This window comes from Roseovarius sp. MBR-78, from assembly GCF_040547535.1.
GTDB lineage: Bacteria > Pseudomonadota > Alphaproteobacteria > Rhodobacterales > Rhodobacteraceae > Roseovarius.
In genome coordinates this window covers 22,344-49,192 of record NZ_JBEPPX010000005.1, presented here as the reverse complement: position 1 = coordinate 49,192, position 26,849 = coordinate 22,344, and the positions used below count along the sequence as shown (strand labels likewise).

At 66.3% G+C, this 26,849-nt stretch carries 25 protein-coding genes; 13 read left to right on the top strand and 12 right to left on the bottom strand.

The window, feature by feature from the left end:
* The first annotated feature begins 86 nt into the window (after positions 1–86).
* The 13 genes from ABIE58_RS05345 (at position 87) to dxs (ending at position 12,966) form a co-directional block, all read left to right on the top strand.
* The gene (locus ABIE58_RS05345) at positions 87–959 is read left to right on the top strand and encodes a polyprenyl synthetase family protein (RefSeq protein WP_354543659.1); all 873 of its coding nucleotides are present in this window, start codon (positions 87–89) and stop codon (positions 957–959) included.
* An 11-nt stretch (positions 960–970) separates the two neighbouring features.
* Entirely contained in the window at positions 971–2,098 is a 1,128-nt protein-coding gene (locus ABIE58_RS05340) for a methyltransferase (protein WP_354543658.1), read from the top strand.
* A 128-nt stretch (positions 2,099–2,226) separates the two neighbouring features.
* A complete protein-coding gene (gene bchC, locus ABIE58_RS05335; RefSeq protein WP_354543812.1) occupies positions 2,227–3,168 on the top strand; it encodes a chlorophyll synthesis pathway protein BchC in 942 nt (313 codons plus the stop codon).
* Entirely contained in the window at positions 3,165–4,169 is a 1,005-nt protein-coding gene (locus tag ABIE58_RS05330; RefSeq protein WP_354543657.1) for a chlorophyllide a reductase iron protein subunit X, read from the top strand. Before bchC ends, ABIE58_RS05330 begins: the two co-directional genes overlap by 4 nt.
* A gap of 121 nt (positions 4,170–4,290) precedes the next feature.
* Positions 4,291–5,733, top strand: coding sequence for a chlorophyllide a reductase subunit Y (gene bchY / locus ABIE58_RS05325; RefSeq protein ID WP_354543811.1), 1,443 nt, complete (start codon positions 4,291–4,293; stop codon positions 5,731–5,733).
* Positions 5,733–7,211, top strand: a complete 1,479-nt coding sequence (gene bchZ, locus ABIE58_RS05320; protein ID WP_354543655.1) for a chlorophyllide a reductase subunit Z — start codon at positions 5,733–5,735, stop codon at positions 7,209–7,211. Before bchY ends, bchZ begins: the two co-directional genes overlap by 1 nt.
* On the top strand, positions 7,204–7,428 hold the full coding sequence (gene pufQ / locus ABIE58_RS05315; protein ID WP_354543654.1) for a cytochrome PufQ: 225 nt from the start codon (positions 7,204–7,206) through the stop codon (positions 7,426–7,428). The genes bchZ and pufQ overlap by 8 nt, the downstream gene beginning before the upstream one ends.
* Before the next feature lie 132 nt (positions 7,429–7,560).
* Positions 7,561–7,710, top strand: coding sequence for a light-harvesting antenna LH1, beta subunit (pufB, locus tag ABIE58_RS05310; protein WP_354537205.1), 150 nt, complete (start codon positions 7,561–7,563; stop codon positions 7,708–7,710).
* A gap of 15 nt (positions 7,711–7,725) precedes the next feature.
* A complete protein-coding gene (gene pufA / locus ABIE58_RS05305) occupies positions 7,726–7,887 on the top strand; it encodes a light-harvesting antenna LH1, alpha subunit (RefSeq protein ID WP_354543653.1) in 162 nt (53 codons plus the stop codon).
* A 126-nt stretch (positions 7,888–8,013) separates the two neighbouring features.
* A complete protein-coding gene (gene pufL, locus ABIE58_RS05300) occupies positions 8,014–8,853 on the top strand; it encodes a photosynthetic reaction center subunit L (protein ID WP_354543652.1) in 840 nt (279 codons plus the stop codon).
* Between the two features lie 3 nt (positions 8,854–8,856).
* Positions 8,857–9,846, top strand: coding sequence for a photosynthetic reaction center subunit M (pufM, locus tag ABIE58_RS05295; RefSeq protein ID WP_354543651.1), 990 nt, complete (start codon positions 8,857–8,859; stop codon positions 9,844–9,846).
* Positions 9,847–9,849: 3 nt separating this feature from the next.
* On the top strand, positions 9,850–10,938 hold the full coding sequence (gene pufC / locus ABIE58_RS05290; protein ID WP_354543650.1) for a photosynthetic reaction center cytochrome PufC: 1,089 nt from the start codon (positions 9,850–9,852) through the stop codon (positions 10,936–10,938).
* A 96-nt stretch (positions 10,939–11,034) separates the two neighbouring features.
* Complete coding sequence (gene dxs, locus ABIE58_RS05285) at positions 11,035–12,966, top strand: 1-deoxy-D-xylulose-5-phosphate synthase (RefSeq protein ID WP_354543649.1); 1,932 nt, start codon at positions 11,035–11,037, stop codon at positions 12,964–12,966.
* Between the two features lie 120 nt (positions 12,967–13,086).
* Here dxs and hemA read toward each other — a convergent pair whose 3' ends face one another.
* The 12 genes from hemA to bchB all read right to left on the bottom strand — a co-directional run bounded on the left by hemA (position 13,087) and on the right by bchB (position 26,804).
* Entirely contained in the window at positions 13,087–14,301 is a 1,215-nt protein-coding gene (hemA, locus tag ABIE58_RS05280) for a 5-aminolevulinate synthase (RefSeq protein ID WP_354543648.1), read from the bottom strand.
* A complete protein-coding gene (gene puhE, locus ABIE58_RS05275; RefSeq protein ID WP_354543647.1) occupies positions 14,291–15,109 on the bottom strand; it encodes a putative photosynthetic complex assembly protein PuhE in 819 nt (272 codons plus the stop codon). The genes hemA and puhE overlap by 11 nt, the downstream gene beginning before the upstream one ends.
* Positions 15,110–15,158: 49 nt before the next feature.
* Positions 15,159–16,283, bottom strand: a complete 1,125-nt coding sequence (gene acsF / locus ABIE58_RS05270; RefSeq protein WP_354543646.1) for a magnesium-protoporphyrin IX monomethyl ester (oxidative) cyclase — start codon at positions 16,281–16,283, stop codon at positions 15,159–15,161.
* The gene (locus ABIE58_RS05265; protein WP_354543645.1) at positions 16,280–16,576 is read right to left on the bottom strand and encodes an O2-dependent cyclase accessory protein; all 297 of its coding nucleotides are present in this window, start codon (positions 16,574–16,576) and stop codon (positions 16,280–16,282) included. Before ABIE58_RS05265 ends, acsF begins: the two co-directional genes overlap by 4 nt.
* A 14-nt stretch (positions 16,577–16,590) precedes the next feature.
* The gene (gene puhC, locus ABIE58_RS05260; RefSeq protein ID WP_354543644.1) at positions 16,591–17,058 is read right to left on the bottom strand and encodes a photosynthetic complex assembly protein PuhC; all 468 of its coding nucleotides are present in this window, start codon (positions 17,056–17,058) and stop codon (positions 16,591–16,593) included.
* 11 nt (positions 17,059–17,069) lie between these two features.
* A complete protein-coding gene (gene puhB / locus ABIE58_RS05255) occupies positions 17,070–17,702 on the bottom strand; it encodes a photosynthetic complex putative assembly protein PuhB (protein WP_354543643.1) in 633 nt (210 codons plus the stop codon).
* Between the two features lie 12 nt (positions 17,703–17,714).
* A complete protein-coding gene (puhA, locus tag ABIE58_RS05250; RefSeq protein WP_354543642.1) occupies positions 17,715–18,488 on the bottom strand; it encodes a photosynthetic reaction center subunit H in 774 nt (257 codons plus the stop codon).
* Between the two features lie 27 nt (positions 18,489–18,515).
* The gene (locus ABIE58_RS05245) at positions 18,516–19,970 is read right to left on the bottom strand and encodes a PucC family protein (RefSeq protein ID WP_354543641.1); all 1,455 of its coding nucleotides are present in this window, start codon (positions 19,968–19,970) and stop codon (positions 18,516–18,518) included.
* Positions 19,967–20,647, bottom strand: a complete 681-nt coding sequence (gene bchM / locus ABIE58_RS05240) for a magnesium protoporphyrin IX methyltransferase (protein ID WP_354543640.1) — start codon at positions 20,645–20,647, stop codon at positions 19,967–19,969. Before bchM ends, ABIE58_RS05245 begins: the two co-directional genes overlap by 4 nt.
* On the bottom strand, positions 20,647–21,570 hold the full coding sequence (bchL, locus tag ABIE58_RS05235) for a ferredoxin:protochlorophyllide reductase (ATP-dependent) iron-sulfur ATP-binding protein (RefSeq protein ID WP_354543810.1): 924 nt from the start codon (positions 21,568–21,570) through the stop codon (positions 20,647–20,649). The genes bchM and bchL overlap by 1 nt, the downstream gene beginning before the upstream one ends.
* A 112-nt stretch (positions 21,571–21,682) precedes the next feature.
* On the bottom strand, positions 21,683–25,252 hold the full coding sequence (locus tag ABIE58_RS05230; RefSeq protein WP_354543639.1) for a magnesium chelatase subunit H: 3,570 nt from the start codon (positions 25,250–25,252) through the stop codon (positions 21,683–21,685).
* Positions 25,242–26,804, bottom strand: a complete 1,563-nt coding sequence (gene bchB, locus ABIE58_RS05225) for a ferredoxin:protochlorophyllide reductase (ATP-dependent) subunit B (protein ID WP_354543638.1) — start codon at positions 26,802–26,804, stop codon at positions 25,242–25,244. Before bchB ends, ABIE58_RS05230 begins: the two co-directional genes overlap by 11 nt.
* Between the last annotated feature and the right edge of the window lie 45 nt (positions 26,805–26,849).

The window sequence follows — 26,849 nt, the reverse complement described above, 5'->3', positions numbered from 1 at the left end:
TGTTGACTCGCGCGCGCAAACTGTCCAGTATGATTTACATATGTAGTGTCATTTATAAATGACAGTGGCGACGCGGGAGGCCCCACATGCCCATTTCAGACCGGATCGAGGCCGCCATTGGCGCGGCGCTGTGCCATGCCTCGGGCGCGCGCGCGCCGCGCCGCCTGTCGGGCGCGCTCACCCATGCCGTGACGCCCGGCGGCGCGCGGATACGGCCCACGATCCTGTTATCGGTGGCGCGCGCCTGTGGCGAGGATCGCCCGGCGCTCTCGGACGCCGCCGCCGCCGCGCTGGAACTCATTCACTGTGCGAGCCTCGTGCATGACGATCTGCCCTGTTTCGACGATGCCGATCTGCGGCGGGGCAAGCCCTCGGTGCATCGCGCCTATTCCGAGCCGCTGGCGGTGCTGGCCGGTGACAGCCTGATCGTGCTGGCCTTTGACGTGCTGAGCCGCGCGGGGGCGGAGGATCCGGGGCGGGCGCTGGCCCTTGTGGGGGTGTTGTCGCGGCAGACCGGGATGCCGCATGGCATTTGCGCGGGGCAGGGCTGGGAGAGCGAGGCGGCGATTGACCTCGCGGCCTATCACCGGGCCAAGACCGGCGCGCTCTTTATCGCCGCCACGCAGATGGGGGCCATCGCCGCCGGACAGGAGCCGGAGCCGTGGCACGATCTGGGCGCGCTGATCGGCGAGGCGTTCCAGGTGGCCGACGATCTGCGCGATGCGCTGCTCGACGAGGCGAGCCTGGGCAAGCCGGTGGGGCAGGACGATCTGCACGGGCGGCCCAATGCGGTGGCAGAGCTGGGTGTTTCGGGGGCGGTGGCGCGGCTGAACGATATCCTGGCCGGGGCCATCGCGTCGATCCCGTCCTGCCCCGGCGAGGCCGCGCTCGCGGCGATGGTGCGCGCGCAGGCCGAGCAGATCATGCCCAAGCTGCCCGCCCGCGCGGCGACGGCCTGACCGGCGTGGCGATGCCGGAGGCAGTGCCGGCCCCGCGCCGCCCGCGCGCGGGGATGGTCGCGCGGCTGCTGGCCAATCCGCGATTTCAGAGCCTTGCGGCGCGCGTGCCGGTCATCCGCAGCATTGCCCGGCGCGATGGGGCGGTGCTGTTCGATCTGGTGCAGGGATTCGTGCAATCGCAGGTGTTGTTCGCGCTGGTGGAGCTGGGCGTGTTGCGGCGGCTCTATCATCAGGGCGCGCAAGAGGCCGGGGCGCTGGCGCGCACCTGCGATGTGCCGCCCGACCGCATGGCCTATCTGGTGCAGGCGGGTGCGGCGCTGGGGCTGCTCAGGCGCCGCCGTGACGGGCGATTCGTGCTGGCGCGGCGCGGTGCGGCGCTGCTGGGGGTGCCGGGGCTGGAGGCGATGATCCGCCATCACCGCGCGTTTTACGCCGATATGGCCGATCCGGTGGCGCTCCTGCGGGGTGAGGGCGAGACCGAGTTGGCGCGGTTCTGGCCTTATGTTTTCGGGGCTGGCAGCGGCATCGCGCCGGAGGTGGCAGAGCGTTATTCCGACCTCATGGCGCAATCCCAAGGGTTGGTGGCCGAGGATGTGTTGCGCATGGTGCCCTTGCGCGGGCTGCGCTGCCTGATGGATGTGGGCGGCGGCTCTGGCGCGTTCATCGCGGCTGTGGCGCGGCGCTACCGGGGCATGGGCCTGCGGCTTTACGATCTGCCCGAGGTGCGCCCCGAGGCCGCGCGGCGGCTGGGCGCGGCGGGGCTGTCGGGGCGGGTCGAGATGCTGGCGGGGTCTTTTCGCGAGGAGGCGCTGCCGGGTGGGGCCGATGCGATCTCGCTCATCCGGGTGCTTTATGACCACGAGGATGACACGGTGCGCGACCTGCTGGCCAAGTGCCACGCGGCGCTGCCGCCGGGCGGGCGGCTGATCGTGGCCGAGCCGATGGCGGGCGGGGCACGGCCCGAGCGCGCGGGCGACGTGTATTTCGCCTTCTACACGATGGCGATGGGCACGGGCCGCGTGCGGTCGGCGGCGCGTATCGCGCAGATGTGCCGCGAGGCGGGATTCGCGCAGGTGAGCATCCCGCGCGCGCCACGCCCCTATATCACCGGCGCACTAAGCTGTGTGAAGCCCGGTTGACAACTTTTACGCGGAAAAGTGTCACGCAAACTTGACACATGTAATTGTCCGGTTACACTGACATCAATCGCTCGCATCACGGCACCCGAATCTATCGGGACGCGGATCGGGCAAGCTGGGAGGCGATCATGGAAACCCGCGCTGTCTTTTTGAACGGTCCCGAGGACCTTCATCTTGGCAGGCTTGCGCTCAAGACGCCGGGGGCGGGGGATATCGTCGTGGAGATCGCGCATTCGGGGATTTCCACCGGCACGGAGAAGCTTTTCTGGACTGGCACGATGCCGCCCTTTCCGGGCATGGGCTATCCGCTGGTGCCCGGCTATGAGGCCGCGGGCGAGGTGGTCGAGGCAGACCCGGCCACCGGCTATCGCCCCGGCGATCATGTTTTCGTGCCGGGGGCGAATTGTTTTGAGGGGGCGCATGGCCTCTTTGGTGGCGCGGCGGCACGGCTGGTGAGCCCTGCCGAGCGCGTGACGCGGATTGATCCCGCGATGGAGGCCGAGGGCGCGCTTTTGGCGCTCGCCGCCACCGCGCGGCACACGATGGCGGGGCTCGACAAGTCCATGCCCGATCTTATCGTCGGTCACGGCGTTCTCGGTCGGCTTCTCGCGCGGCTGGCGATTGCGGCGGGCGCGCCCGCGCCGGTCGTGTGGGAGGTCGAACCCGGTCGGCGCAGCGGGGCCGAGGGCTATCAGGTGATCGCCCCCGAGGACGACCCGCGCCGCGATTATCGCGCAATCTACGATGCCTCGGGCAATGCCGCGATCCTTGACGATCTGATCGGGCGGCTGGCCAAGGGCGGCGAGATCGTGCTGGCGGGATTTTATCCTGCCGGTCTGAGCTTTGCCTTTCCGCCCGCCTTCATGCGCGAGGCGCGGCTGCGGGTGGCGGCAGAATGGACACGAGGGGATCTGGTCGCGGTGCGCGACCTGATCGAGACCGGCGCGCTGTCGCTGGGCGGTCTCATCACCCATCAGGCGCGGGCCGAAGATGCGCCCCAAGCCTATCGCACGGCCTTCGGTGATCCCGACTGTCTCAAGATGATTCTCAACTGGAAGGACGCCGCATGAAAGACGACGTGCCCAATCTCAAGGCATTCGACAAGCGGCTGCGCGACGAGGCGGCCCAGGAGCCGACCCTTGAAGTGCCGCAGGCCCCGCCCACCAAGAAGACGCAGATCATCGCGATCTACGGCAAGGGCGGGATCGGGAAATCCTTCACGCTGGCCAATCTCAGCCACATGATGGCCGAACAGGGCAAGCGCGTGCTGCTCATCGGCTGCGATCCGAAATCGGATACCACCTCGCTGCTATTTGGCGGCAAGGCGTGCCCCACGATCATCGAGACCTCGACGAAAAAGAACCTCGCCGGAGAGCCGGTGAAGATCGGCGACGTGTGTTTCAAGCGCGGCGGTGTTTTCGCGATGGAGCTTGGCGGGCCGGAAGTGGGCCGGGGCTGTGGCGGGCGCGGGATCATCCACGGGTTCGAACTCCTGGAAAAGCTGGGCTTTCACGACTGGGATTTCGATTACGTCTTGCTGGATTTCCTCGGCGACGTGGTTTGCGGGGGCTTTGGCCTGCCGATTGCGCGGGACATGGCGCAGAAGGTCATCCTGGTGGCCTCGAACGATCTGCAATCGCTTTACGTGGCCAACAATGTCTGCTCGGCGGTGGAATATTTCCGCAAGATGGGCGGCAATGTTGGTGTCGCGGGTCTTGTGATCAACAAGGACGACCATTCCGGCGAGGCGCAGGCCTTCGCCAAGGCGGTGGACATCCCGGTTCTGGCCGCGATCCCGCAGGATGACGACCTGCGCAAGAAATCCGCCAATTACCAGATCGTCGGCACCATGCAGAGCCAGTGGGGCGATCTCTTTGCCGGGCTGGCCGAAGCGGTCGGCGTGGCCCCGCCGGTCCGCCCGAACCCGCTCGATCAGGATGGGCTTCTGGCGCTTTTCGACAGCAAGGATACGGGCGGCGATATCGTTCTGGAGCCTGCGACCGATGCCGATATGCGCGGCAAGCATTCCGCGCCCAAGGCCTCGCTGGAGGTGATCTATGACGAGGCATGAGGATGGCGGCGACGGTGGAGGGGGGCTTTCCGCCCCCCGCGCCCCTGCGGAGCGCCCCCCCGAGGATATTTCGGCCAAGGTGAATGAGGGCGATGGCGCGGGCTGTCACGCCAAGGATGAGATGACCGAGGCCGCGCGCAAGGCGGGGCAATCGGACCTGCTTGACCGCTATGCCGCCGATTACCCCAAGGGCCCGCATGACAAGCCGCAAAGCATGTGCCCGGCGTTCGGCTCGCTGCGGGTGGGGCTGCGGATGAAGCGCGTGGCGACGGTGCTGAGCGGGTCTGCCTGCTGTGTTTATGGCCTGACATTCGTGTCGCATTTCTACGGGGCGCGGCGCTCGGTTGGCTATGTGCCGTTCAATTCCGAGAGCCTCGTGACCGGCAAGTTGTTCGAGGATATCCGCGAGAGCGTGCACGAGATGGCCGATCCCGAGCGTTATGACGCGGTGGTGGTGACCAACCTCTGCGTGCCCACGGCAAGCGGTGTGCCGTTGCGGCTGTTGCCCAAGGAAATCAACGGGGTGCGGATCGTGGGCATCGACGTGCCCGGATTCGGTGTGCCGACCCATGCCGAGGCCAAGGATGTGCTGGCCGGCGCGATGCTGAATTATGCGCGCAAGGAGGTCGAGGCGGGGCCGGTGGCGGCACCCGAGGGTGGCGTGTCGGACAGGCCCACGGTGACGCTCTTGGGCGAGATGTTTCCGGCAGACCCGATGATGATCGGGGCGATGCTGGCGCCCATGGGGCTGGCCGTCGGGCCGGTGGTGCCATGCCGCGAATGGCGCGAGCTTTATGCCGCGCTCGATTGCGGGGCGGTGGCGGCGATCCATCCGTTCTACACGGCGGCAGTGCGTGAATTCGAGGCCGCCGGGCGGCCCATCGTGGGCTCTGCACCGGTGGGGCATGACGGCACGGCGGCGTGGCTGGCCGGGATTGGCGAGGCGTTCGGGTTGGCGGCTGACAAGGTGGCGGCGGCGCAGAACGCGTTTTTGCCCGCGATCAAGGCGGCGCTGGCCAAGGCCCCCGTGAAGGGCACGATCACGCTTTCGGGCTATGAGGGCAGCGAGTTGCTGGTGGCGCGGCTGCTGATCGAGAGCGGGGCGCATATCCCATACGTGGGAACGGCTTGCGCGAAATCACCGTGGTCGGCGGCGGATGCCGAATGGCTGGCCGCGAAGGGCGTGAAGGTAAAATTCCGCGCCTCGCTGGAGGATGATTGCGCCGCGATGGAAGCGGTGCAGCCCGACCTCGCCATCGGCACGACGCCGGTGGTGCAAAAGGCCAAGGAGCGCGGCATCCCGGCGCTTTACTTCACCAACCTCATTTCGGCGCGGCCCCTGATGGGACCGGCTGGCGCGGGAAGCCTTGCCGAGGTGGTCAATGCCGCCATGGGAAACAAGGCGCGCATGGGCAAGATGCGAGAATTTTTCGAGGGTGTGGGCACCGGCGATACGGCGGGTGTGTGGGAGGCCGATCCGAATATCCGCGAGGACTTCCGCGCGACGAACCTCAAGAAGATCGAGAAAAAGGCGCGCGCCGCCAAAGCGCAGGAGATGATCTGATGCTGATCCAGGATCATGATCGCGCGGGCGGCTATTGGGGGGCGGTCTATGCCTTCTGCGCCGTCAAGGGATTGCAGGTGGTGATCGACGGCCCCGTGGGCTGCGAGAACCTGCCGGTGACCTCCGTCTTGCATTACACCGACGCGCTGCCCCCGCATGAGTTGCCCATCGTGGTGACGGGGCTGGGCGAGGGCGAGATGGGCGCGGGCACGGAAGAGGCGATGAAACGCGCCTGGGGCACGCTCGATCCGGCGCTGCCCGCCGTGGTTGTCACCGGCTCGATCGCTGAGATGATCGGCGGGGGTGTGACGCCTCAGGGCACCAATATTCAGCGGTTCCTGCCGCGCACCATCGACGAGGATCAATGGCAGTCCGCTGACCGGGCGATGACCTGGATTTTCACCGAGTTCGCCATGACCAAGGGCCGGATGCCGCCCGAGAAGAAGCGCGAAGAGGGCTGCGCGCCCCGCGTCAATATCCTCGGGCCGATGTATGGCACGTTCAACATGCCGTCCGATCTCGCCGAAATCCGGCGTCTGGTCGAGGGGATCGGGGCCGAGGTCAACATGGTGATGCCGATGGGCGCGCATCTCGCGGAGATGCGCAATCTGGTCAACGCGGACGCCAATATCGTGATGTATCGTGAGTTTGGCCGTGGTTTGGCCGAGGTTCTGGGCAAGCCCTATCTGCAAGCGCCGATCGGTGTCGAGTCGACGACGTTGTTTTTGCAAAAGCTTGGCGAGATGCTGGGGCTTGACCCGGAACCGTTCATCGCGCGCGAAAAGCATTCCACGCTGAAACCGGTCTGGGATCTGTGGCGCTCGGTCACGCAGGATTTCTTTGCCACGGCGAATTTCGGCATTGTCGCGAACGAGACCTATACGCGCGGCATCCGCGCCTATCTCGAGGGTGATCTGGGGCTGCCTTGCGCCTTTGCCATCCCGCGTCTTGCGGGCAAGAAGACCAATAACGACGAGGTGCGCGCCCTGATCCACGGCAAGCGCCCGCTGATCCTGATGGGGTCGATCAACGAAAAGATGTATCTGGCCGAGATGAGCGCGGGCCATGGGCCGCGCCCGGCCTTCATCCCCGCAGGATTTCCCGGTGCCGCGATCCGGCGCGCCACGGGCACGCCGATGATGGGCTATGCGGGGGCGACGTATCTATTGCAGGAAGTGTGCAACGGGCTTTTCGATGCGCTGTTCCATATCCTGCCGCTGGGATCGGAGATGGATGCAGGCCCGGCCACGCCCACGCCCTTGCGCCGCGATCTGCCATGGGATGTGGAGGCGAGCGCCGCGCTGGCGCGGATCGTCGAGAGCCATCCCGTGCTGACCCGGATATCGGCGGCCAAGACGCTGCGCGACAGCGCCGAGGAAGCAGCCCTTAACCATGGCGAAGGGCGCGTGACGCTTGCCGCCCTTCACCGCGTGACCCCGAACATACCGTCCGAAAGGGAGGAACTGACCGATGACTGACATGACATCCAGCGCCCCGGTGCGCCGCCGCGCGCCCCGCCGCAGCAGCGCCGAATACCGGGTGTATTTCTTCTGCATCTTCTTTTTCGCGATCCCCTTCGCCGCCGTGCGTTGGGTGCGTGACGTGATCCGTCAGCGCACGCTCAACCTCAACGGGCCGCTGGCGCGCGCCTGGCTTGAGGCGGACCGGATCACGCCGATGATTTTCTCGGTCTGAGGCCCATGGCCCCTGACCGAAATCCGAGACTGCACGCCCGAAAGGGCGGACAGACCCTGAAGGGCCATCCGGCCCCGAGGGACCCGGCCGCGGGGTGCCGCGGCGTCAGCATAACATTCCGGAGGAAAGTTCATGGCTGATAAATCCGACCTGTCGTTCACAGGTCTCACAGACGAGCAGGCCCAGGAACTGCATTCAGTGTATATGAGCGGCCTCTGGCTGTTCTCGCTGGTTGCAGTGGTCGCGCATATCGCGACCTTCATCTGGTTCCCGTGGTTCTGAGGAAAGGGGTAGAAAATGGCTAAGTTTTACAAAATATGGCTGATCTTCGACCCCCGCCGCGTTTTCGTGGCGCAGGGCGTGTTCCTGTTCTTGCTGGCGGTGATGATTCACCTCGTGCTTCTGAGCACCGACGGTTTCAACTGGTTTGAAATCGCGGCCCAGAAATACGGGCGCTGATCGCGCTGTTACCAGAGAAAAGCGCCGCGGGCGGGTTTCTTGCCCGCGGCAAACCACACCAGTCAACAGTCAGGCCCGAGGGGCGCATATGCATGTGCCGGGGCCGCGCAACGCGGAGGCAGAGACATGGCTTTGCTCAGTTTCGAACGCAAATACCGGGTCCGGGGGGGGACGCTCGTCGGCGGTGATCTGTTCGACTTCTGGGTCGGGCCTTTCTACGTCGGCTTTTTCGGGGTGACGACGGCGTTTTTCGCCGTGCTCGGCACCATTCTGATTTTCTGGGGGGCCTCGCAACAGGGCACCTTCAACCCGTGGCTTATCAATATCGCGCCGCCCGACCTGAGCTATGGCCTCGGGCTGGCACCGCTGCTGGAGGGCGGGCTTTGGCAGGTTATCACGATCTGCGCGACCGGCGCTTTCATAAGCTGGGCGCTGCGCGAGGTGGAAATCTGCCGCAAGCTGGGGATGGGCTATCATGTGCCCTTTGCCTTCAGCTTTGCGATTTTGGCCTATGTCACGCTGGTGATCTTTCGCCCGCTCCTGATGGGGGCCTGGGGGCATGGCTTTCCTTACGGCATTTTCAGCCATCTCGATTGGGTGAGCAACACCGGCTATGCCTATCTGCATTTCCATTACAACCCGGCGCATATGCTGGCGGTGACGCTGTTTTTCACCACCACGCTGGCGCTGGCGCTGCATGGCGGGCTGATCCTGTCGGCGGCCAATCCCGAAAAGGGCGAGGAAATGAAGACGCCCGATCACGAGGATACGTTTTTCCGCGATTTCATCGGCTATTCGGTGGGCACGCTGGGGATTCACCGGCTGGGCTTTCTGCTCGCCATCAACGCGGTGTTCTGGTCGGCGGTATGCATCATCATTTCCGGCCCGGTCTGGACCAAGGGCTGGCCCGAATGGTGGAACTGGTGGCTTGATCTGCCGATCTGGCCCTCTCAGGTGGGGATGTGATCCATGATTGAATATCAAAATATCTTTACGCAGGTGCAGGTGCAGGGCAGGCCCGAGATGGGCATGGACGACACCGGCGGGCGCCTGTTGGCCGAACGCGCGGGCACGCCGTTCTTTTCCAAGCTGGCCGGCTGGATGGGCAATGCCCAGATCGGGCCGATCAACCTCGGGATGCTGGGGGTGGTGAGTCTTGCCAGCGGGCTGATGTGGTTCTTTGTCGTGGGGCTGAACATGCTGGCGCAGGTCGGCTGGTCGATCCCCGAGTTTCTGCGACAGCTTTTCTGGCTGGCGCTGGAGCCGCCGGGGCCGGAGCATGGGTTGTCGATGCCGCCGTTGAATGACGGAGGGTGGTATATCATCTCGTCCTTCTTCCTCTTGGTAGCGGTGATGGCCTGGTGGGCGCGCAGCTATCAACTGGCGGCAAGCCACAAGATGGGCAAGCATGTGTTCTGGGCGTTCGGCTCGGCCATTTGGCTCTTTCTGGTGCTGGGCCTCTTCCGGCCCGTGCTGATGGGGTCGTGGTCGGAGGCGGTGCCTTATGGGATCTTCCCGCATCTGGACTGGACCACGGCGTTTTCGATCCGCTACGGCAACCTCTACTACAACCCGTTCCACGCGCTCTCTATCGTGTTCCTCTATGGCTCGGTGCTTTTGTTCGCGATGCACGGGGCGACCATTCTGGCCGTCACCCGCTATGGCGGCGACCGGGAGCTGGAGCAGATCGTCGATCGTGGCACGGCAAGCGAGCGCGCCGCCCTCTTCTGGCGCTGGACCATGGGATTTAATGCCACGATGGAGGGTATCCACCGCTGGGCGTGGTGGTTCGCGGTGCTGACCCCGATCACGGGGGGCATCGGTATCCTGCTAACCGGCACCGTGGTGGATAACTGGTTCATCTGGGCACAGGAGCACAATTTCGCGCCCATGTATGACGGCTCTTACGGCTACGAGGCTTACGGCTCCTACGAAGCCTTTATCGGACAGGGGGAATAAGCCATGTTTCCGAAATGGTTTGACAAATGGAACCGCGAGAACCCGCGTGACATCTACGGCCCCGCCATCGCCATCGGCGTGGTGGGGGGGGCGGTGTTCGCCGCCACGATGCTGGTGGCTTTCGGTCAGCCCTATGCCACCGACAGCCTGCAAACCGGCCCGCGCGGCACCGGCATGTCGCGCCCCGAGTTCAAGGCCGATCTGGCGCGGCCCGATCCCGGCATCGAGGGGTTTCTTGCCAGCACCTCGGCCCCCGTGGTGCCGCAGGGCGGCGAAGAGACCGCCGGGGCGGCACGCGAGAATGTGCCGCCGGGGCTGGAGGATCTGACGGTCGAGAATTACGACCGACTGCTGGCGGCGATGCGCGAATGGACGGGGATACCCGATCTGTTCAACGACATGGCAAGCTATCAGACCAGCGTCGGCTATGTCATGATCGGCATGACCCAGAACCTCAACGAAAACTGGGATGGGCATGTCAACGCCAACAAGCAGGTGGGCGTCACCTGCTATACCTGTCACCAGGGCAAGCCGGTGCCGAGCGGTATCTGGTTTGATCCGGGGCAGGTGTCCGAGACGATGGCCGGATGGGGGGCCGTGCAGAACCGGGCCACCCCCGTCAGCCAATACACTTCGCTGCCGTCAAGCGCGCTCATGGCCTATCTTGTCGAGGGTGAGCCGGTGAACGTCCACAGTCTTGAAAGCCGCGTTGCGGGTGTTCCGGGCAAGGACGATTACGCGTCGATCCAGAAGGCCGAGCAGACCTATTCGCTGATGAACTATTTTGCGAACTCGCTGGGTGTGAATTGTGTGCTCTGCCACAACAGCCGCGCGTTTTACGATCCTGCCCAGGTCACTCCGCAATGGGGCACGGCCTTGCTGGGGCGGCAGATGGTGAACGAGTTGAACAACACCTATATCATGCCCGCCGGTGCGCTCTTGCCGGAAACGCGGCTTGGACCGAACGGTGATGTGCCCAAGGCCGGCTGCACGACCTGCCACAAGGGCTATCAACAGCCCCTGCAAGGCACCAATGTGATCGGTGACTGGCCGGAACTGGCGACCACCGGCGCACCCGATTACGGCAACTGACCAAGACGCAGGGGCGCGCGTGCGTGACGCGCCCCTGCTCCCCTTCTCGCCGCCCTCGCGCGGGTGGCGCTGCGCCACCTGAGAGGAGGCCCCGAGATGACCCATCCCAGACCAGACACCCCCGTTCTTGACCGCGTGGCAGGCCCTTCGGATTTGCGCCGATTGTCGGATAGTGACTTGCGCGCGCTTGCCGATGAGCTGCGCGCCGAGGTGATTTCCGTGGTCTCGGAGACTGGCGGGCATCTGGGATCGTCGCTTGGGGTGGTGGAGCTGAGCGTGGCGCTGCACGCGGTGTTCAACACGCCGATGGACAAGCTCATCTGGGACGTGTCGCACCAATGCTATCCGCACAAGATCCTCACCGGGCGGCGCGACCGGATGCGCACCCTGCGCCAGAAGGACGGGTTGTCGGGTTTCACCAAGCGCAGCGAATCGGCCTATGACCCGTTCGGCGCGGCGCATAGCTCGACCTCGATTAGCGCCGCGCTTGGCTTTACCGTGGCGCGCGACATGGGGCAGGCCACGGGCGACGCCATTGCCGTGATCGGCGACGGGGCGATCAGTGCGGGCATGGCCTATGAGGCGCTGAACAACGCCGGTGCCGAGGGGCGGCGGCTGTTCGTCATTCTCAACGATAACGAGATGAGCATCGCGCCGCCGGTGGGGGCGATGTCGTCCTATCTCAGCCGGATGTATGCCAGCGAGCCGCTGGCGCGCATGTCCTCTCTGGCCGAAGGGTTCGAGGCGGCGCTGCCCGCGCCACTGCGCGAGAGCGCCAAGCGCGCGCGGCAATTGGTGACGGGTCTGACCGGGTCGGGGACGCTCTTCGAGGAATTGGGATTTCAATATGTCGGGCCCATCGACGGGCATGACATGGGCCAGCTTCTGCCGGTGCTGCGCGCGGCGCGGGCGCGGGCGACGGGGCCGGTGCTCATTCATGTCTGCACCGTGAAGGGCAAGGGCTATGCCCCCGCCGAGGGGGCGGCGGACCGGGGCCATGGCGTGTCGAAATTCGACCCCGCCACCGGGGCGCAGGCGAAATCCGCGCCTGCCGCGCCGTCCTATACCGGCGTCTTCGGCAACGCACTGGCCGACGAGGCCGCGCGGGACGAGCGCATCGTCGCGGTGACGGCAGCGATGCCCGATGGCACCGGCGTGGGCAAGATGGCGGACCGCTTTCCGTCCCGTGTCTTTGACGTGGGCATTGCCGAGCAGCATGGCGTGACCTTTGCGGCGGGGATGGCGGCAAGCGGGCTGAAGCCGTTTTGTGCGATCTACTCGACCTTCCTGCAACGCGCTTATGACCAGGTGGTGCATGACGTGGCCTTGCAACGCCTGCCGGTGCGTTTCGCCATTGATCGGGCGGGGCTGGTGGGCGCGGATGGCGCGACCCATGCCGGGGCGTTCGACATCGGATATCTTGGCAACCTGCCAGGTATGACGGTGATGGCCGCCTCGGACGAGGCGGAATTGGTTCACATGGTCGCCACGGCGGCGGCGCATGATGAGGGGCCGATTGCCTTTCGCTATCCGCGAGGGGCGGGGACCGGCGTGGCGCTGCCCGAGCGGGGGCAGGTGCTGGAGATTGGGCGGGGCCGCGTGATCGAGGAGGGGTCCGATGTGGCGATCCTGTCGTTCGGCGCGCATCTCTTTGAGTGTCAGGTGGCCGCCGACATGGTGGCTGACGAGGGCATTTCGGTGACGCTGGCCGATGCACGCTTTGCCAAGCCGCTTGATACCGACCTGCTGATGCAGTTGGTGCGCCATCACCGCGCGATCATCACGGTCGAGCAGGGGGCCGAGGGCGGTTTCGGCTCCCTCGTGCTGCACGAGCTGGCGCGGCGCGGGGCGTTTGACCGGGGGCTGGTGATCCGCAATATATGCCTGCCCGACCGGTTCATCGAGCAGGCAAGCCCTGCCGAGATGTATTCGGACGCCGGCATGACGGCGGGCGATATCGCCGCAAGCCTGCGGGAGGTGATGCAGGTGCGGCGCGGCGACGTGGTGCCGCTCAGCGTGGCGCGGTAGGCGCCGCGCCGGTTTTCATGGATGAGAAGCGATGTGGCGGGAGGTCCTCGGGTCAAGCCCGAGGATGACGGCGTGTGTGGGGTGGGAGGTCCTCGGGTCAGGCCCGAGGACGACGGAGGACTACGCCACCGCGTGGGCCAGCGCGCATTGCCGCCAGAGCGAGCCGAGCGCCTCGACCAGCCGGTCGATATCGGCCTCGCTGTGCAGCGGCCCCGGCGTGAAGCGCAGCCGCTCGGTGCCCTTGGGCACGGTGGGATAGTTGATCGGCTGCACGTAGATGCCAAAGTCGCGCATCAGGATATCGGAGATCATGCGGCATTTGACCGGATCCTTGATCATCACCGGGATGATATGGCTCGGGTTCGGCAGATGCGGGATGCCTGCCGCATCAAGCCGGGCGCGCAGATAGGCCACGCGCGCGCGCTGCAACTGCCGCTCGCTATCCGACTGCTTGAGGTGGCGCATGCTTGCAGTAGCGGCGGCGGCGACGGCGGGGGGCAGGGCGGTGGTGAAGATGAAGCCCGACGCAAAGCTGCGGATGAAATCACAAAGCGCGTGCGAGCCCGCGATATAGCCGCCCATGCAGCCATAGGCCTTGCCCAGCGTGCCCTCGATCAGGGTGATGCGGTGAGCCAGCCCGCGTTCCTCTGACACGCCGCCGCCGCGCGGACCATAGAGGCCCACGGCATGCACCTCGTCGAGATAGGTCATCGCGCCGTGACGCTCGGCTACCTCGACGATCTCCTCCATCGGGCAGATATCGCCATCCATGGAATAAACCGACTCAAATGCCACGATCTTGGGCGTATTGGCGGGCAGGGCGGCCAGTTTGCGGTCAAGGTCTTCGGGGTCGTTATGCTTCCAGATCACCTTTTGCGCGCGCGAATGGCGCATCCCCTCGATCATGCTGGCATGGTTGAGCGCGTCCGACAGGATCACCGCGCCCGGAAGACGGCTGCCCAGCGTCGAGAGTGCCGCCCAGTTCGAGACATAGCCGGAGGTGAAGAGAAGCGCCGCTTGCTTGCCGTGCAGATCGGCGATCTCGCGCTCCAGCACGATATGATCATGGGCGGTGCCCGAGATGTTGCGCGTGCCGCCCGCGCCGGTGCCGCAGCGGTCCACCGCGTCCTTCATCGCCGCGCGCACGCCCTCATGCTGTCCCATGCCGAGATAGTCGTTCGAGCACCAGACGGTGACCTCGTCGGGGGCCTCTGCATCGTGGTTGCGCGCGCGCGGGAAATCGCCGCAGCGGCGCTCCAACTCGGCGAAGATGCGGTAATTGCCCTCGGTTTTCAGCGCGTCAAGCTGTGATGAAAAGAGCGTGTCAAAATCCATGGGGTCCCTCCGGTCTTTTGTCCTGTTTGGGCGCGGGCATCATCCAGCGCCAGAGTTTCGCATCGGGCAATGGCAGAACCATCAGCCAGTGTTCAAGAAGCGCCAGGCCCGTGATCGCCGCCAAGAGCGCGTGGCCTGTGAGCGCGCCCGCATCCCCGGCCGCGATGGCGCGCTCGATCCAGCAGGCGAGCGCCAGGGTGAGGCCGGTCACCGCCACGGCAAACACCCAGCCGGGGCGGCGCAGGCGGAAATGGCTCGCCATGTGGCGCAGATGGGCGGGGATGAATTCCACGTTGATGCGCGGCACGCCCGCGTAAAGATTGAGCTTGGCCGAGACGCGCGCGGCATAGAGCATGGTAAAGGTCCAGAGCCCGGTGGGGTTCGCCGCGCCTGCGCCGGTGGCCCACATGAGGCCCAGCACCGCCACGAGCAGGATCTCGTGAAACGCGAGCGTGCCCCAGGCGCGCACGAACCGCTCCCATTCGGGGACATCCGCAGGGCAGGCATGGGCATTCGGGCCGGTGATGACGCCCAGAAGAAAGGCAAGCTCGATCCAGCCCCAGATCGCCAGCGCCGAGAGGAACGCGCCATAGGCCGCGCCCGCCGATCCCGCGCCAAGCGTGGTCTCATAGCCCCAGATGCCAAGTCCCATCACCGGCAGCGCGGCCACCACCACGGCGCGGCGCGCGGCCTCGCCCCGTCGCTCCATCAGGCGCACCACCACGAGGATCGCCCCGGTGGAGAACCACCAGAGAAACAGCGCCGCAAAGGCCGCGATCCAGGGGCTGTGCACGTCTTGTTCCTTCATCTTGCCGGAAATATCACGGGGGGTGCGGGGGGCTGGCCCCCCGCGCGTATCAGTAAGCGGGTTCCATCCGCGTGCTGGCGGGCACGGAGTGCTTTTTCGCGGGGATGGTCAGCAGGTTGAGGAAGGCCGCCGCCGCGCGGGTCTGTGCGCCGAGGCGCTTGAGCCATGCGCCAGGGCCCGTGCCCGCCCGCGCCTGTGCCAGATCGGCATTGGCCACTTGCAGCCGCTTCAGCCCACGATGCCAGCGCGGGTGCTCGATATCGAGGGTGATGGGGAAAATCTGCTTCGAGATCGCGGAGGTTTTTGTGAAGACTTCGTGCCCATACCAGTCGGGATCGACGCCAAGGGCGGCGTGAAAGGCCGGGCGCTGGTGGTCGCGCACATGCATGGTGGCGTAGACCGCGGTGAGGAAGAACTTGATCCAGAGCACATTGGTGCCCGAGGTCAGTTTCGGGTCTGATTTCATCAACAGGGCAAAGGCCTCGCCATGGCTGAACTCGTCATTGCACCACTCGCGGAACCATTTGAAGATCGGGTGGAAGCGATGTTCGGGATGCGCCTCCAGATGGCGAAAGATGGTGATGTAGCGGGCATAGCCGATCTTTTCGCTGAGGTAAGTGGCGTAATAGATGAATTTGGGCCGGAAATAGGTGTATTTCTTCTTTTGCGTCAGAAAGCCCAGATTGACCGCCACGCCAGCCTCGCGCAGCGCGTCGTTGATGAAGCCTGCGTGGCGGGCCTCGTCGCGGGCCATGAGCTGGAAAAGCTGCGTGATGTCGCGGTTGTTGCCGCGCCGCTTCATCTCCTTGTAGAGGACGCAGCCCGAGAACTCGGCGGTGCAGCTTGAGATCAGGAAGTCGATGAATTCCTTGCGCAGCCCCGGCTCCATCCCGTCCCAATCGACATGGTCCCAGTCCTCGTTCTTCTTGAAATGGCCCTTGTTGGGGTCGCTTTCCATCTGGTCAATCAGGTGGTCCCAATCCTCGCGCACCGGGGTCACGTCGATGGCGTCCATCTCGTCGAAATCGGTGGTGTAGAAGCGCGGGGTCAGAAGCGTGTTCTGCATCGCCACGTCGGTCGCGGCCTTGCTGTCGAATTTCGCCTGCTCTTCCTGGATGGCCAGCCCTTCCTCGGCGGTGGTGGCGTCGGCGGTGTGTTTCAGGGGCATGTTCATAGCGTGACCTCCTCGGAGAATGAGAATTCGCACAGTTCCATCACCTCGAAATCGCCGGTCCACCGGGTCCAGAGGCGCTCGAGCGCGCTTGCGCGGATGATGGTGGCTTGCCGCGCCTCGCGGACCACCTCGCCATAGGGGGCCATGATCTCGGCACCGTGAACCTTGACCTCGTCGCCGGGATGGATGACCGCCCCGTTGTCAAAGCGCACATGCGCGTGCAGGCTGTCGAAGCAATGGCTTACCTCGACGGTGCAGGGGGCGTGTTCCACGTCTCTGGTCAGAAGTCCCATGGCAGTCTTCCTTTCTATTGCGCGAGCAGCCGGACGAAGGCGCGGGCATTGTCCTGCCCGAAGCCCATGAGATCCGCGCCCCAGCCGGTCGAGGGGTCATGGATGGAGACGCGGCCATCGGCGCGGCCGGTGATGATGACGGGGCCGGTAAGGGCCACGCCGTGCTTGGTGCGCTCGCGGTCGAGCACGCGGCCGACACCGGCGAGAAAGCCGCCCTTTTCGGGCGACATCCGCGCGATCAGCGTGCCGTTCGCGTCAAGCACGGTGGCGGCGCCGCTCATCTCGCCCTTGAGGAACACGGTGCGCTCCAGCATCACCTCGGCCTTGGGCGGGGTCGACGTGACCGGGCGGCCCGAATAGACCGCAAGGCTCACCAACGCCAGCACCGAGAGCACCAGCCCCAGCATCGCGCGCACCATGACGCGCGGCACGAGATCGCGGTCGGGCGGTGCCTTGTAGCGGGGGGCGTAGGTGTCGGTCATGGCTCAGGCTCCTATTCGGCGGCGATGGGGGCAGGCGCGGCGCGGCGCGCGATCTGCGGGGTGGCGATCCGCGTCTCGGCGGCCTCAGCCAGCAGGGCCGCGATCTTTTCGGCCTCGGGGATGGCGCGCAGCGCAGGCTGCGTGCGGCGCATCACCCAAGGGCGCACATGCGGCCAGCATACCAGGTAGCTCAGTTGCGTGTCGCCCAGCAGGTCGAGCGCGATGGTGCCGGTGCCGCCGCGCCCGCGCCGGAAATCGGCCTTGGCAATTTGGGTGAAGGGCAGGTTGAGCGTGACGGTCAGCGCGGCACCGATGCGCATGGCGACGCGCCGGTTGGTGATGGTGTAGACGGTGGCGCGCGCCTGCACGTAGCCCACGATCAGCAGCATGGCGATGACGATCGCGCCCATGATGACGAAGGGCAGCGACAACGCCACCGCCTGCATCAGCGGCACCTGGTCGATCACGCTGACAAAGCGCCAGATCGTGAGGATCGCAAAATACCCCGCGACCCAGGGCAGGCTGAGCGAGTCCCAGCTCAGCCAGAAACCATGCGGGCGGCCCTGCCAGAGGATCTGCTCGCCCTCGGGCGGCGTCTCGGGGAGGCCGCGCACCGGCTCGCTTGCGAAATCGTCGTGGCTCATCGTCTTTCCCCCTTATCCCAGTTGCGGCTCGAGCCGCGCCTCGGAGGCGTAAAGCGTGCCGCCGCCATAATAGGCGCTGATCTTTTCTTCCTCCAGCAGGGTCACCTGCCGGGGCGACGCATTCTGCGGCACGCCCGCGAAATGTTTGCCGAAGATCGAGCGCACCTTGACCTTGCCGCCCCAGATACGCGCGAAGGTCATCGGCACCAGCCGCTTGCCGCCGCCATGGCCCTCGTCGAGGGCGATTTCGAGATAGCGGACAAGCTGTTCCGGCTCGTCGATCCACATATCGCTGATTGTGCCGACGGTCGCGCCATCGCCTGCCACCACGGGCATCCCGCGCGGGTCGCGCCCGGCGGAGACGTGGAAGTGATCGGTGGCCGACATCGGCACGATCTTGGGATGCCCGTGGCCGTCAAGCTCGGGGATGTCGCGTCGCGGTGCCCAGGAGGCGGGGCCGACACCATCGGCCATCGCGTCACCCGTCGGCTCGAACGGGAAACCGTTGCCCGCGGCGGTCTTGCGCAGGGCGAGATCCTTGCGCTCGGGGGTCTGGCCCGAGGGCACGGTAACCTCGCCACGCCCGTGGGGCAGGCGGAATGTCTTGTCATCGGGCAGCGGGAACAGGCCCTGATTGGCCGAAGCGTTGCCGTCATCATCCTCGAGCGGGTAGCCCTCGCGCATGTTCTCGCGCTGGATATAGAAGATCAGCAGCGCGAAGAAGCCCCAGAAGAGCCAGAGCGACAGGCTCGCCAGGTCAAAATTTCCAAAGAAGGGTTCGGTCATGTCAGGCTCCTTTTGAGCGAACGGGTATCATGTGGGGAAATCGGCCAGCCCGAGGCGGCCTTGTCCCGGTGCGCCCCTGCCACCCTGCACCCCGTGGCGCACAAGCGGCCCGAGAATGACAAGCGTGACGAAAAGAAACGCGATTTCTATGTGGTAGACGGTGGAATAGCCGGTGGCGGGGGTGGCGAGCGCCTCGCCCCATGTGCCCGACAGCGCAAGGTGGTTGACAAGGTCGCGGACGCCGCCGCCGATGGCGATGGCAAGCCCCGCCGCCGTGGCCTGCGCCGCGCCCCAGGCCCCGAGCGCCAGGCCGTTGCCTGCCGTGCCGCCTGCCGCCAGCGTCATCGCGGCGGTGAGTGTCGAGACGGCGAAAAGCCCCGCGCCAAGCCCGATCAGCGCCGCGCCGCAAAAGAACAGCGTGGGTGCCTGCATCGGCGCGGCAAAGATCACCGTGGCAAAGGCGGCAAGCCCGATCAGCAGCCCGTTCCCGGCCATGCGGTAGGTGTTGGCCCCGCGCAAGAGCGCGCGGCCCGCGATGGCAAAACCCGCCAGCGCCCCCATGGCCCAGACCGCCGTCAGAACCGTGGTGGCCGAAACCGACAGGCCCAGCACCTCGCCGCCATAAGGCTCGAGCAGCACATCCTGCATGTTGAAGGCGAGCGTGCCAAGGAACACCACCGCCAGAAGCCGCCCCGCCGTGCCGCCTGCCATCAGGTCGGCCCAGGCGTCGCGGAATTGGGGGCGCGGGGCGGCGCGTTCGGCGCGGCTCATGGGCGCGAGTTTTTCCTGTTTCCAGAGCGCGATCAGGTTGAGGATGATCCCCACAAGAGCCGCGCCCTGCACCACGCGCACCAGCGTGAAGGGCGCGAAATCGCGCAAAAGCCAGCCGATCACGATGGCCGAGACGGCCATGCCCAAGAGGAACATCACGTAGAGCAGCGCCACCACGCGCGGGCGCGTCTCGTCGGTGGCGCGGTCGCTTGCCAGCGCAAGGCCCGCGGTCTGCGTCATGTGCAGGCCCAGCCCGGTCATGAGAAAGGCCATCGCCGCCAGCACCTCGCCCGCCCATGTCGGGCCGACCGCCTGTTGCCCCGAGAGCACCAGAAGGGCAAAGGGCATGACCGCAAGCCCGCCCATCTGCCAGAGCGATCCGAACCAGAGATATGGAATGCGCTTCCACCCCAGCGCGCTGCGATAGGTGTCAGAGCGAAAGCCCAGAAGCGCGCGGAAGGGCGCGATCAGCACCGGAAGCGCGATCATCGCCGCCACCACGAGCGCGGGCACGGATAATTCAACGATCATCACGCGGTTGAGCGTGCCCAGAAGCAGCACCGTGGCCATGCCGACCGAGACCTGAAAGAGCGACAGCCGCAGGAGTTGGCCCAGCGGCAGGCCCTCGCTTGCAGCATCGGCAAAGGGCAGGACGCGCGTCGTCGCCACCATCAGCCTTGCGTTGATGCGCTTCCAGGTGTGCCCGATCATGGCCGTAGCTCCATCGCCTGAGAGATGTAGAAGCCGCGCGCCACCCGGTCCAAGGGCGCAAGCTGCGCCGCGCTGCCCGCGTCGCGCAGCGCGCGCGCCAGACGGGGGGCGGAATGCGGCACCATGGTGGGCGAGCGGTCGGCGCGCGGGAAAAGCCTGCCTGCGCGCCACATCGCCATCAACAGGGCCGTGCGCGGCGCGACGGTAAAGACCATGCCGTGACGGCTGCGCGAGGCCAGTGCGTCAAGCGCAAGGGCAAGGTCCGGCTCGGCGTAATAGATCAGGCTGTCCATCGCCATGACGTAATCGAACCGCCCAAGGCTCGGATCGAGCATATCGCCCGCGTGAAAGGTCACACGGGGTTTCAGGGGATAAGTCAGCCGTTCGCGCGCGATCTCGACAAGCGCCGGAGAGATATCGCAGGCCAGCACATCGGCCCCGCGCGCCGCCAGTTCCGCGCTCATCTGCCCGGCGCCGCAGCCCGCATCGAGCACCCGCGCGCCGCGCAGGTCAGCAGGCAGGCGCGCCAGCATGGCCGCGCGCATCGTGTCGCGGCCCGCGCGCACGGTCTGGCGGATGCGCGATACAGGCGCATCCGAGGTCAGCCGCGCCCAGACCTGCGTGGCGGTGCGGTCGAAATAGGTCTCGACCCGGTCGCGTGTGGCCTCGTAGCTCATCAATCGAATCCCAGCATTTCGAAAATGTCGCGATCCTCCATCGGCGCGGGGGCAAGCCCTTCGGTGCCGTTCCAGAGCGTTTCGGCAAGGCGCACATATTCCTTGCGGCACTCGATCACGTCCTCGTCGTCGGGCATCTCGAAAAGCGTCTTTTTCTTGAGCCGCGAACGGCGGATGCAATCCCTGTCGGGCATGTGCGAGATCCGGTTGAACCCCACCTCGCGGCAGTAGCGATCCACCTCGTCGGTATCCTTGGAGCGGTTGGCGACACAGCCCGCGAGGCGCACCTTGTAATTGGCCGATTTGGCCTGCACCGCTGCAATGATCCGGTTCATCGCGTAGATCGAATCGAAATCATTGGCGGTGACGATCATCGCCCGGTCGGCATGTTGCAGCGGCGCGGCAAAGCCGCCGCAGACCACATCGCCCAGCACGTCAAAGATCACCACATCGGTATTTTCCAGCATGTGGTGCTGTTTCAGCAGCTTCACCGTCTGCCCCACGACATAGCCGCCGCAGCCGGTGCCCGCAGGCGGCCCGCCCGCCTCGACGCATTGCACGCCGCCCCAGCCAGTCGTGACGAAATCCTCGGGGCGCAGTTCCTCGGCGTGGAAATCCACCTCCTTGAGGATGTCGATGACGGTAGGTTGTAGCTTGCCCGTCAGGGTAAAGGTGCTGTCATGCTTGGGATCACAGCCGATCTGCAACACCCGCTTGCCCATCTGGGCAAAGGCGGCTGAGATGTTCGACGAGGTGGTGGATTTGCCGATCCCGCCCTTGCCATAGACCGAGAACACCTTGGCCCCCTCGATCTTCATCGAGGCGTCCTGATGCACTTGCAGCGAGCCCTCGCCATCCTGTCCGCGCAGCACCGGCGGCGCGGCAACCGATCTGCGGGCCTCGAGCCCGGCGGCCTCGCGCATGTTGGCCCGCGCGGCGGGCGGCTGTTTGATGTCCAGTGGGCTCATGGGTGTCTCCTCCCGGTTCGGGTGGTGCGACCGTCCGTTGGGCGCGTTTCAAGGGTGCGGGGATGGGTCATTCGGCGGCCACCCCCTCCATCCGGTCCTCGAGCGCGTCGGCGGCGGCGTGAAGCGCCGCAAGCGTGGCCGCGTCGGGCTGCCAGTAGGATCGTTCGTGTGCCTCGATCAGGCGGTTGGCCATGCGCGACGAGGCCGCCGGGTTGAGCGCGGCCATGCGCGCGCGCATCTCCTCGTCAAGCACGAAGGTCTCGGACATGCGCTGATAGATCCACGGCTCCACCTGCCCGGTGGTGGCCGACCACCCCAGCGTGTTGGTGAGCGCGCTTTCGATCTGGCGCACGCCCTCGGCCCCGTGTTTCAACAGCCCCTCGTGGAATTTCGGGTTGAGCTGGCGCGAGCGTGTCTCGAGCGAGACCTGTTCGGAGAGGGTGCGCACCTTGCCGGTGCCGCGCGTCGTGTCGGAGATGTAGATCGCCGCCTCCTGCCCGCCGCGCGCGCGGCGAACGGCGCGGGAAATCCCGCCCAGCGTGTCGAAATAGTGATCGACCGTGGTCACGCCAAGCTCGACCGATTCGAGGTTCTGATAGGCGAGGTCCACATCGCGCAGCGCCTGGCCCAGAAGCGCGGTGTTCTGCACCGCCTGACCGTTCACGCCATAGGCAAAGCTCTTGCGCGCCTCGTAGGCGTCGGCCAGCTCGTCCTCATCGCCAAAGGCGGAGCTGTCGACCAGTTGGTTCACATTCGCGCCATAGGTGCCTTCGGCATTGGAAAACACCCGCAGCGCCGCTGTTTCCATGTCGCAGCCCAGGTGCTCGGCATAGGCGAGCGCATGGGCGCGGATGAAGTTCTGCGCGGGGTCTTCCTCGGCGGTGGCGGCCTTGAACGCGGCCTCGGCCAGAAGGCGGGTTTGCAGCGGAAGCAGGTCGCGGAAAATGCCCGAAAGCGTCATCAGCACGTCGATGCGCGGGCGGCCAAGCGCCTCCAGCGGGATGAGATCGGCCCCGGCAAGCCGCCCGAAACTGTCAAAGCGCGGGCGCGCGCCCAAGAGCGCCAGCGCCTGCGCAATCGGCGCGCCGTCGGATTTGATGTTGTCGGACCCCCACAGCACCAGCGCCACCGTGCGCGGCAGGCGGGCATGGGTCTCGAGCAGGCGCGCGGCCTGCGCGGCCCCCTCGCGGCAGGCATGGGCGCTGGGCATGCGGAACGGATCGAACGCGTGGATATTGCGCCCGGTGGGCAGGATGCCGGGAGAGCGGATCAGGTCGCCGCCGGGCACCGGCGGGGTAAAGCCCGCGTCGAGCGCGTGCAGCAGCGCCGGTATCTCGTGATCCTCGGCCAGAAGTTTCGCGGCGCGCGCGCGGCCTGCGGGATCGGTCTCGGCGATCAGGTCGAGATATCCGTTGCGCGCCGCCTCGGCCATCGGCTGGCCCACGATGTGCAGCCCCTCGGGGATAAGCGCCTCTTCGGTCTCGAGCAGGCTGCGCCAGAGCGTATCGGGATCGCCGCCATCGAGATCGACCGCCTGCGCCTGCTCCTTGATGAGCGCGGCAAGCTCGACCCGGTCGGGCGCGTCAGCGGGCGTGGCGCGCCAGCGGGTGAGGCTGTCGCGCAGATCGGCGAGCCCGCGATACAGCCCCGAGGCCGAGAGCGGCGGCGTGAGATGCGTCACCGTCACCGCGCCCGAGCGGCGCTTGGCAAGGCTGGCCTCGGACGGGTTGTTGGCGGCGTAGAGATAGACATTGGGCATGTCGCCGATGAGCCGGTCGGGCCAGCAGCGATTTCCCGGCCCCGATTGCTTGCCCGGCATGAATTCGAGCGCGCCATGCATCCCGAAATGCAGCAATACATCGGCGGAAAAGCTGTGGCGCAGCCAGAGGTAGAACTGGGCAAAGGCATGGGTGGGGGCAAAGCCGCGCTCGAACAAAAGGCGCATCGGGTCGCCCTCGTAGCCAAAGGCCGGTTGCAGCCCGACAAAGACATTGCCGAACTGCGCCCCGAGGATGAACACGCCGCGCCCGTCCGATTGCACGCGGCCCGGTGCCGCGCCCCATTGGCTCTCTATCTCCGAAAGCCACGGGGTGTTTGCCACCATCTCGGCGGCGGGGACATGGGCGGCGATATTGGCCTCTTGCCCGTATTGGGCGGCGTTGCCCTCCAGCACGGTGCGGCGCAGCGCCTCGACCGTCGGTGGCGGCGTGAGATCATAGCCGCGCGCGGCCATCGCGTGCAGCACGTTATGAAGCGAGCGGAACACGTCGAGATAGGCCGCCGTGCCCGCCGCGCCCGCATTGGGCGGAAAGCCGAAAAGCACGATGCCCACCCGGCGCGCGGCGCGTTCTGAGCGGCGCAGCGCCACCTGTTTTGCCACCCGGCCCGCGAGCCGCTCCACCCGCTCGGGGCAGGGGGCCATCACCTTGTCGGTGCCCACGCCCTGGCAGGCCTCGGCGCAGCCGTCGCAGCCCCCCGGCCCGTGCCGCCCGCCAAAGACGCAAGGATCGGTGGCGCCGTCGATCTCGGGCAGGGCGACGAGCATGGTGGTCTCGATCGGGCCAAGCCCCTGCGCGGCCCCCGCCCATTCGCCCAGCGTCTGGAATTCGAGCGGATGCGCGGCGATATAGGGCACGTCGAGTGATTTCAGCACCTCGACGGCGGCGGCGCTGTCGTTATAGGCGGGGCCGCCCACAAGGCTGAACCCGGTGAGCGACAACAGCGCATCGACGCGCGGGCCATCCTCGCCACGAAAGAAGCCGTCGATCGCGGGGCGGCCATCCAGCCCGCCGGCAAAGGCCGGAAGCACCCGCAGGCCCCGCGCCTCGAGCGCGCGGATGACAGCATCGTAATGCGCGGTATCGCCCGAGAGCACATAGCTGCGCATCATCAAGAGGCCCACCGTGCCGCGCGCGCCGCCGGGATGCGGCAGGGCCTTGGGATCGGTGGTGATGCGGGCAGGCAGGTCGGGGTGATAAAGCCCGGTATCGGGATAATCGAGCGGCAGCGCCGCGCCGCCCCCGCGCCAATCGGCATGGCGGCAATAGCGCCCGATGAGAAAGCGCACCATGCCCTCGATATTGTCATCCGACGCGCCAAGCCAGTATTGCATGGTCAAAAACCACGCGCGCAGATCCTGCGCCTTGCCGGGGATCAGCCGCAGGATGCGCGGCAGGCGGCGCAGCATCTTCATCTTGCGCGCGCCATCGTCGGTGCCGCTCTTGCCCGCGCCGCGCAACCGCTTCATCAGGCGCGAGAGCGCGCCATCGGGGCGCGACATATCAAGCGTGCCCATCCGCGTCAGCCGAACGATCTGCGCATCGGCGATCACCCCGATCATGGCGTCGCATCCGGCGCGCCGGGCCTGAAGCGCGGGCAGGATCGCGGCGACATGCTCTTCGAGAAACAAGAGGTTGGCGATGACCATATCGGCGCGGCCAATCGCGGCGCGTGCAGCCTCAAGCGCCTCGGGATGTGTGCCCCATTCGGCGGCGGCATGAACCTCGAGCTGAAGGCCGGGGAAATCCTGCGCCAGCCGCGGTGCCGCGCGCGCGCAAGGCCCCGCGGCATGGGCATCCAGCGTCAGGATCACCACGCGATAGGCGGGGGCGGCGGTTATGGTGCGGTCAACGAGCATAATGGGCCTTGGCCTCGTAAAGCGTGTCGATGTCGATCTCGGTCATCCCGCGTTCGGCGGCGAAGGTCTCGGTGTTGCGTTTGGCCTTGCTGCGCACGAAGAAGGGGATTTTCCTCAGTTCGCGCTCGGCGGCATCGAGCCAGATCACCTCGCCCGCCGTCATCTTGCCGGAAATATCCTCGGGGGGAGTCGCGCCCGTGGCGCGACGGGGGGCAGACGGCCCCCCTTCGTCGCGCGCGACATGCGCGGCCCCGTGATGGCTGGCACCCGCGTCGTCGTGAAACTCTGGGTCTTCGCGGAACATGTGGAGAAGGTGCTCCTCCAGCCCCATCACCAGCGGATGCACCCAGGTGTCGAAAATCACGTTGGCACCCTCGATGCCCATCTGCGGGCTATAGCGGGCGGGGAAATCCTGCACATGCACGGGCGCGGAGATGACCGCGCAGGGGATGCCGAGGCGCTTGCCGATCATCCGCTCCATCTGCGTGCCGAGGATCATCTCCGGGGCCAGCGCCTCGATCGCGGCCTCCACTTCGAGATAATCATCGGTGATCAGCGGCTCGACCCCGAAATCGCGGGCGAGCGCGCGGATCGGGCGGGCCATCTCGCGATTGTAGCAGCCAAGCCCCGCCACCTCGAAGCCGATCTCGTCGCGGGCGATGCGGGCGGCGGCGGCCACATGGGTGCCATCGCCGAAGATAAAGACGCGCTTGCCGGTCAGATAGGTGCTGTCGACGCTCGCGGCATACCACGGCTGGCGCAGGCGGCTGTCGTCGAGGCAGGGCGCGGTGCCGGTCAGGTCTGCGACCTCGGCCACGAAATCGCGGGTCGCGCCCGCGCCGATGGGCACGGTGCGAGTATAGGGCAGGCCAAGCTCGCGCTCCATCCAGCGGCAGGCGCTATCGCCCGTTTCTGGATACATCAGCACGTTGACATGCGCCGCGCCCAGAAGGGCGATGTCGGCGGGCGTGGCCCCATAGGGCGCGCAGACATTGACCGCGATGCCCATATCCGCCAGCAGCCGCGTCACCTCGGTGATGTCGTCGCGGTGGCGAAAGCCAAGGGCGGTGGGGCCGATCAGGTTGGCGGTGACATCGGGCGTCTTCTCGACCGGTTTGGCCAGCGCGCGGGTGATTTGGTAAAAGGTCTCGTCCGCGCCGAAATTCTCCTTGCGCTGGTAGCTGGGCAGTTCCAGCGCGATCACCGGGCAGGGCAGGCCCATCTGTTCGGCCATGCCGCCGGGATCGTCCTGAATGAGCTCGGCGGTGCAGGACGCGCCGACGATCATCGCCTGCGGCTTGAACCGGTCATAGGCCGACTGGCAGGCGGTCTTGAAGAGGTTGGCGGTATCCGCCCCCAGATCGCGCGCCTGGAACGTGGTATAGGTCACCGGCGGGCGGTGGTTGCGGCGCTCGATCATGGTGAAGAGAAGATCGGCATAGGTATCGCCCTGCGGGGCGTGCAGCACGTAATGCAGCCCCTTCATGGCCGTGGCCACGCGCATCGCGCCGACATGGGGCGGGCCTTCATATGTCCAGAGGGTGAGCTTCATGGCCGGCCTCCGACCCCCAAAAGGATATTTATGGCAAGATGAAGG

What these genes read in the sequence shown, in the direction of transcription:
- ABIE58_RS05345 (WP_354543659.1), top strand. Translation starts at nt 87, where the DNA reads ATGCCCATTTCAGACCGGATCGAGGCCGCCATTGGCGCGGCGCTGTGC.
- ABIE58_RS05340 (WP_354543658.1), top strand. Translation starts at nt 971, where the DNA reads ATGCCGGAGGCAGTGCCGGCCCCGCGCCGCCCGCGCGCGGGGATGGTC.
- bchC (WP_354543812.1), top strand. Translation starts at nt 2,227, where the DNA reads ATGGAAACCCGCGCTGTCTTTTTGAACGGTCCCGAGGACCTTCATCTT.
- ABIE58_RS05330 (WP_354543657.1), top strand. Translation starts at nt 3,165, where the DNA reads ATGAAAGACGACGTGCCCAATCTCAAGGCATTCGACAAGCGGCTGCGC.
- bchY (WP_354543811.1), top strand. Translation starts at nt 4,291, where the DNA reads ATGACCGAGGCCGCGCGCAAGGCGGGGCAATCGGACCTGCTTGACCGC.
- bchZ (WP_354543655.1), top strand. Translation starts at nt 5,733, where the DNA reads ATGCTGATCCAGGATCATGATCGCGCGGGCGGCTATTGGGGGGCGGTC.
- pufQ (WP_354543654.1), top strand. Translation starts at nt 7,204, where the DNA reads ATGACTGACATGACATCCAGCGCCCCGGTGCGCCGCCGCGCGCCCCGC.
- pufB (WP_354537205.1), top strand. Translation starts at nt 7,561, where the DNA reads ATGGCTGATAAATCCGACCTGTCGTTCACAGGTCTCACAGACGAGCAG.
- pufA (WP_354543653.1), top strand. Translation starts at nt 7,726, where the DNA reads ATGGCTAAGTTTTACAAAATATGGCTGATCTTCGACCCCCGCCGCGTT.
- pufL (WP_354543652.1), top strand. Translation starts at nt 8,014, where the DNA reads ATGGCTTTGCTCAGTTTCGAACGCAAATACCGGGTCCGGGGGGGGACG.
- pufM (WP_354543651.1), top strand. Translation starts at nt 8,857, where the DNA reads ATGATTGAATATCAAAATATCTTTACGCAGGTGCAGGTGCAGGGCAGG.
- pufC (WP_354543650.1), top strand. Translation starts at nt 9,850, where the DNA reads ATGTTTCCGAAATGGTTTGACAAATGGAACCGCGAGAACCCGCGTGAC.
- dxs (WP_354543649.1), top strand. Translation starts at nt 11,035, where the DNA reads ATGACCCATCCCAGACCAGACACCCCCGTTCTTGACCGCGTGGCAGGC.
- hemA (WP_354543648.1), bottom strand. Translation starts at nt 14,301, where the DNA reads ATGGATTTTGACACGCTCTTTTCATCACAGCTTGACGCGCTGAAAACC.
- puhE (WP_354543647.1), bottom strand. Translation starts at nt 15,109, where the DNA reads ATGAAGGAACAAGACGTGCACAGCCCCTGGATCGCGGCCTTTGCGGCG.
- acsF (WP_354543646.1), bottom strand. Translation starts at nt 16,283, where the DNA reads ATGAACATGCCCCTGAAACACACCGCCGACGCCACCACCGCCGAGGAA.
- ABIE58_RS05265 (WP_354543645.1), bottom strand. Translation starts at nt 16,576, where the DNA reads ATGGGACTTCTGACCAGAGACGTGGAACACGCCCCCTGCACCGTCGAG.
- puhC (WP_354543644.1), bottom strand. Translation starts at nt 17,058, where the DNA reads ATGACCGACACCTACGCCCCCCGCTACAAGGCACCGCCCGACCGCGAT.
- puhB (WP_354543643.1), bottom strand. Translation starts at nt 17,702, where the DNA reads ATGAGCCACGACGATTTCGCAAGCGAGCCGGTGCGCGGCCTCCCCGAG.
- puhA (WP_354543642.1), bottom strand. Translation starts at nt 18,488, where the DNA reads ATGACCGAACCCTTCTTTGGAAATTTTGACCTGGCGAGCCTGTCGCTC.
- ABIE58_RS05245 (WP_354543641.1), bottom strand. Translation starts at nt 19,970, where the DNA reads ATGATCGGGCACACCTGGAAGCGCATCAACGCAAGGCTGATGGTGGCG.
- bchM (WP_354543640.1), bottom strand. Translation starts at nt 20,647, where the DNA reads ATGAGCTACGAGGCCACACGCGACCGGGTCGAGACCTATTTCGACCGC.
- bchL (WP_354543810.1), bottom strand. Translation starts at nt 21,570, where the DNA reads ATGCGCGAGGCCGCCGGGCTCGAGGCCCGCAGATCGGTTGCCGCGCCG.
- ABIE58_RS05230 (WP_354543639.1), bottom strand. Translation starts at nt 25,252, where the DNA reads ATGCTCGTTGACCGCACCATAACCGCCGCCCCCGCCTATCGCGTGGTG.
- bchB (WP_354543638.1), bottom strand. Translation starts at nt 26,804, where the DNA reads ATGAAGCTCACCCTCTGGACATATGAAGGCCCGCCCCATGTCGGCGCG.